General features: G+C 36.7%; 4 protein-coding genes. All 4 read right to left on the reverse strand.

Annotated features, from left to right (window positions below; translation table 11 throughout):
* Positions 1-178: 178 nt before the first annotated feature.
* Positions 179-1846, reverse strand: coding sequence for a peptide ABC transporter substrate-binding protein (locus PLK24_RS07465; RefSeq protein ID WP_324477787.1), 1668 nt, complete (start codon positions 1844-1846; stop codon positions 179-181).
* Between the two features lie 146 nt (positions 1847-1992).
* A complete protein-coding gene (locus tag PLK24_RS07470; RefSeq protein ID WP_324477789.1) occupies positions 1993-2838 on the reverse strand; it encodes an ABC transporter permease in 846 nt (281 codons plus the stop codon).
* Complete coding sequence (locus PLK24_RS07475; protein WP_324477790.1) at positions 2835-3785, reverse strand: ABC transporter permease; 951 nt, start codon at positions 3783-3785, stop codon at positions 2835-2837. Before PLK24_RS07475 ends, PLK24_RS07470 begins: the two co-directional genes overlap by 4 nt.
* Before the next feature lie 207 nt (positions 3786-3992).
* Complete coding sequence (gene aar, locus PLK24_RS07480; RefSeq protein ID WP_324477793.1) at positions 3993-5162, reverse strand: bifunctional L-alanine/L-glutamate racemase; 1170 nt, start codon at positions 5160-5162, stop codon at positions 3993-3995.
* Between the last annotated feature and the right edge of the window lie 534 nt (positions 5163-5696).

Below are 5696 nucleotides of genomic sequence, written 5' to 3' on the forward strand. Positions count from 1 at the left end.
TCATTTCCCATATAAAAATAAGTTTTTAAACCACGTACCGAAAGCAACATTTTATCTTTCTAATTTCTCCTTCAATCATAATTTCAATTAAAAAATCCCAATTTTACTATAAATGTTTAAATAAGCATTTTAGGAGGCACAATTCAAAATGAACGGTTGTACCTCCCAAAATAAAGTTTTAGTGTTTGGAAATGTAAATATGAGTTACGGCATACCTGGCCCACATATCTCCCCAACTCGATAATCCATCTTTATTGGGTTCTAGCCCTTCACCTTTAAGGAAAGGTTTCCATGCCGCACTGTATTGCTGTTGAAAAAGGAATACTGCTGGACATTCCTTAGCTAATATTCTTTCTGCTTCTCGATACTTTTCAACTCTTTGTTCCCATTCTCCGAGAGAGTCAGCTTTTCGAACTAATTCGTCATATTCGTCGCTGGACCAAGCATGACGCCCACCGGTTAGGTAGAGGTCCATAAAGTTACTAGGATCAACATAGTCAAATTGATAGGCTAATAGGAAAAAGTTGTGGGTACGTTGATTCAAAGCGTCAGTAAAAGTTTTCACTTCCATAATCCGGGGTATAATGTTAATTCCTAAGTTCTCTTTCAATTGAGCCTGGATATATTCGGCGGCGGGTTTTTGCCAGGGCATTAATTGATCCTCTGCTCTAATCCATAGTTCCAATTCAGGAAACCCCTTTCCATCAGGATATCCAGCTTCAGCTAAAAGTTTCTTTGCCAATTCTGGGTCAAATTTTGAGGACTCTTTCGCTTCTTCAGCATCATCGTAACCAGGAAATCCTTTAACCAGCAACGAGTACTCTGGAGAGGCAAGGTCCTTAAGAACTGTTGAGCATAGCTCTTCTCGGTTAGAAGCATGGTTTATGGCATATCGAACCCTTATATCATCAAAAGGAGGCTTTGTCGTATCAAATGAAAGATAAAAGATGCGGAACATCGGCCAAGAATGTAATTCATCGGGCATATTTTGCCTGACATAAGCTAATTGACCTGGATTAACGTCGCTTCTGTAAATTTCATTATTTAGGTAGGCAGGAAATCCTGTCACCGGATCAAAGGTTCCATATTTTAATACAATTTTTTCAAGATATGGTTTCCAAAGACCTTCATAGTATGGATTTTTAACCAGGGTTATATGGCTTCCTTTAACCCATTCTTCTACTTTAAAAGGACCATTACTAACCATGGTCTCCGCTTGAGTAGCATACTCATTCCCATGTTGTTTAACTACGTGTTGAGGAACGGGAAAAAGCCAAACCAAAGCACCTAACAGATATGGTTTTGACACTTCAGTAGTTAGTACCAGAGTGTAATCATCCAAAGCCTTTATTCCCAATTCGTCAACTGGCAATTCACCTTTTTCAACTTTATCCCAATTTTTAATTTCTATCATAAGGCTCCAATACCAGCTAAAATCATAACCCTGCTGAGCACAACGTTGCAATGCAAATACATAATCGTTAGCCGTAACTGGCTGGCCATCTGACCATTTCAACTCTTTTCTAAGATGGAAAGTCCAGCTCAAGCCATCTTCTGACACCTCCCAGCTTTCAGCTCCCACCGGAACTGCATTTAAATCTTTATCGAAGCTCATGAGAGGCTCCTGCACAAAGTCAGATCCACCTTGCAGGCAATTATAGATGGTTTGCATATAATCCATGTAAGTTCCACTTTCAAGTTTTAACGGATAATATAAAATTTGCTCTGATGCAGGAAGAGCGTCAGGTGGAAGAGAAACGTCAGCAGCAAAACTAAAACCAGTAACTCCTAACAAAAAAACTCCGGTAAGCAAAATAATCATAAGGTTTTTTCTAACTTTTTGCATTTTTTCTCACCTTACACTATGTATAACATAGTTTATTTTTGGTTAATGAAATAATATCAATGGTGAACTACATACATCACAGACATATTGAAAGCTAATAACCCTCTCCTCTCCAATATGCTATTATCTAAGAAACTTCCTCAACCTCACCCCCTCCCCCTCAGCCTTGGATCCATAGCATCTCTAAGTCCGTCTCCTATAAAAGACAAAGAGAGCACGGTAAGAGCTAAAAATATAGCCGGAAACAAAGTTAAGTACCAATAAAACTGTATATAATATAATCCTTCGCTTATCATTTGCCCCCAACTGGGAGTGGGAGGGTTTACTCCTACTCCTAAAAAACTCAAAGTTGCTTCCAACATAATCGCATTGGGTAAACATAAAACCATACCTACAATAATAGGAGCAACCGCATTGGGTAAAAGATGGCGGAATAGAATACGGTAAGGGCGTGCTCCGATAGCTTTAGCAGCAACCGCATATTCTCTTTCCTTCAGAGTAAGGATTTCTCCTCTTACCAAGCGGCACACATCCATCCAACTTACCATAGCTAAAATAAAGATGATATTTTCTAATCCACTTCCGAATAGAGTGACAAATAAAATTGCTATAAGGAGGGGGGGTATTACCGAGAATGTTTCCACCAGGCGCATGACTACCCAATCTACTATTCCTCCCAGGTAACCTGCCAGTGCTCCCAGAGGAACTCCGATCACCAAAGCTAAAAGTGCTGTACTAAAACCTACCAACAGCGAAATCCTTATACCATAAATAACTCGACTATAATAATCTCTTCCTAAAGCATCTACCCCAAACCAGTGATGTACCGAAGGAAAATCATTTATTTTTTCTAAATATTTTTGTTCCGCATAACCAGTGGGAGTAATAAGGGGAGCAAAAACTGCACCTATTATTAATACTAAAATTATCACTAAACCAGTTACTGCTAACTTGTTTTTACGTAGATAAAACCATATCTCGGCTATATTCATTTTTTCCCCTTTCCAAGACGAACCCGAGGGTCAACAATGGTATAAACGATATCAGTAACCAGATAGGTTAATGAAAGTGAAACTGAAATAAAAAGCATAAGAGTCATTTCAAGGGGATAATCACGCTTGTAAATGCTGGTAACAAAGTATCCACCTAATCCAGGGATACGGAACACTTTTTCTATTAAAATGCTGCCGGTCATCACCCCAGTAAACATTGGTAATAAAATAGTTATGACAGGTATTAAGGCATTTTTAAAGGCATGGCGAATCAAAATATACCAGTCAGGGAGACCCTTTGCTTTGGCAGTTAGAATATATGGTTCGTTTAGAACCTCGAGCATGCTGGAACGAGTATAACGAGCAATTATCCCAAAAGGAAAGAGGCCATAGGCAATAATAGGCATAATCCAGGTTCTTGGCTCCCCAAAACTAAATCCACCGCTGGGAAACCAGTGAAATTTAAGAGAAAAAATAAATATCATGAAAATCGAGCTTACATAAACAGGTACAGAGATACTATAACTGCTGAAAGCTGTACATAAATAATCAAGGAAAGTATTGGGTTTCCTGGCAGAAACAATGCCCAACAAGAGCCCAGCAGTAATAGCCCAAGCTAATCCTAACCCGCCCATAAAAGCACTAATCGGTAAAGTTCTTTTAACTAAATCAATTATTTCTTCTCCCGGACTCTGGTAAGATTTACCAAAATTAAAATGAAGGGCATTCCACATAAACTTAAAATATTGAACGTATAGAGGGTCATTAAGCCCATACATCTCTAATATTTTTTCCTTTGCTGCCGGAGAAAGAGGCATTTTTTCTTCGTCAAATGGCCCTCCAGGTATACTATGCATTACGGAGAAAATGATGATGGTGACTATGATCAAAGACACCAAGGAGGAAAGTATACGTTTTATGATGTACACTACCATCTTATTCCACATCCTTTTTCTAAAACACTACCTTAATGTTTAAGCACTTTTTATTTCTTATGAAAAATATAGCAGTACAACGATTACAAACTCATTCTTAATTATCAGTAAAACTAGGAACAGAAGATCGACCCTGCAGAATAATATCCTTTCTGTCAGTTAAAACAACAACCGTTAGTATTATTCATTCTAACATTAATTATCTTGGATTTTCTTTGATCACAAATTGATTTGTGACAATGCTTGTTTTAAATCATCAATTAATAACTCGGACTCTTCTAATCCAATATGAACTCTTACTAACGATAGTCTATCTTTATCATTATCACCACAAAGGGTTACCGCATATGGTATTATAAGACTTTCATAACCACCCCAACTTACTGCCCGCCTAAAATACTTTAAACTATCGGTAAATTTAGCTATGTTATTTTCTGAGTTTGTTTTTATTTTAAAAGAAAACAACCCTGACCCACCCCGCATCTGTTCTTTTGCTAATTTAAACTGGGGATTTTCTTTAAAAAATGGGTAATTTATCTCGGCAATCTTTTCTTCATTTTTCAAAAAATCGATAATTTTAAGTGTATTCTCATAATGAACACGCATTCTAATATGAAGCGTCCTCAAACCTCTTAAAACCAGCCAGGCCATAAAAGGATCGGGAACTGTACCTATATTTTGAAACTCGGTCTTAAAGATATGAGCAATATCTTCTTCCTTGCCTATAATAGCCCCTGCTACTACATCACTATGCCCTCCTATATATTTCGAAACAGAATGCACGACTAGGTCTATCCCATAGTCAATTGGATTTTGAAAAATGGGAGTAGCCCAGCTATTATCTATGATTGTTTTAATTCCATGTTTTTTTGCTATTTTCGCTATCTGCTTAAGGTTCTGAATTTTAAAAGAAAAAGTAGTAGGACTTTCAAGATAGATTATTTTGGTATTTTTATTTATATTTTTCTCAATTTCTTCAGGGTCGGTTCCTTCAACATAAGAAAAGGAAACGTTAAATCTTTTAAGATATTTTTCTAATAAAGTTTTAGTCCAACCATATACATCTCTCACTGATATTACATGGTCTCCAGATTTTAAAAAAGCCATCATGCTTCCTGAAATAGCTGCTACCCCTGAACTAACTAGTTTTGCCTTTTCTCCATGTTCTAATTCAGCTATTTTTTCTTCCACTAAATTAACTGTTGGATTATTTCCCCGGCTATAAATGTAACTATTTTTCTCGTCTTTTAATGCATTTTTAAAATCAGCAAATGTTTTAAAAGAAAAGATAGAGGTTTGAAAAATTGGAGGGTTCACTGCCCCAAAAGGTAAATCTTCTTCTCCTAAATGATGCAATATCTCTGTTACTTTGGGTTTTTTTGTTTTCATAATTTCATGTCTCCTCTTCTCCAACATATTCATATATTTTTTATTATTTCTTTCATTAACAATGAAGTTATTAATTGGCCTTCTATTACTCCTTCGCTCGAACTTATAATTATAATTGTATTTCTGTGCAAAAGCTTAATCTAATAATTGTTTATATATAGCAAGCTTAGCCTACCATCATTTCTTTTCAAATAATAGTCATTCTATCAAATAAGCTCATTAACTCAACCTTTGCAGTTCAATAATAACACTTTTTCAAACAACAATAATGGGGAACTATTCACAAAATGAGTGAATTGTATAGCTGATGAGTCTATTCTGAAAATATCATTCAAATGAATTCTCCTCCTTGGAGGGGTGGGGCTTTGTGGTGGAGAGGGTGCCTTTAATCTGTCATCCAAAGTGGTGCCTTTCCACCTACATGTCTCATCCACTCAATTCGTCGTTGCGAGGAGCCTAACCGTCTTTTGGTTAGACGACGTGGCAATCTCTTAATGAAGTCTTTAAAGGATTAGGAATAGAAAAACAGTCATA

Origin of the sequence: Atribacter sp., assembly GCF_035418125.1 — a bacterium.
Classification (GTDB): domain Bacteria; phylum Atribacterota; class Atribacteria; order Atribacterales; family Atribacteraceae; genus Atribacter; species Atribacter allofermentans.

What these genes read in the sequence shown, in the direction of transcription:
- PLK24_RS07465 (WP_324477787.1), bottom strand. Translation starts at nt 1,846, where the DNA reads ATGCAAAAAGTTAGAAAAAACCTTATGATTATTTTGCTTACCGGAGTT.
- aar (WP_324477793.1), bottom strand. Translation starts at nt 5,162, where the DNA reads ATGAAAACAAAAAAACCCAAAGTAACAGAGATATTGCATCATTTAGGA.
- PLK24_RS07470 (WP_324477789.1), bottom strand. Translation starts at nt 2,838, where the DNA reads ATGAATATAGCCGAGATATGGTTTTATCTACGTAAAAACAAGTTAGCA.
- PLK24_RS07475 (WP_324477790.1), bottom strand. Translation starts at nt 3,785, where the DNA reads ATGTGGAATAAGATGGTAGTGTACATCATAAAACGTATACTTTCCTCC.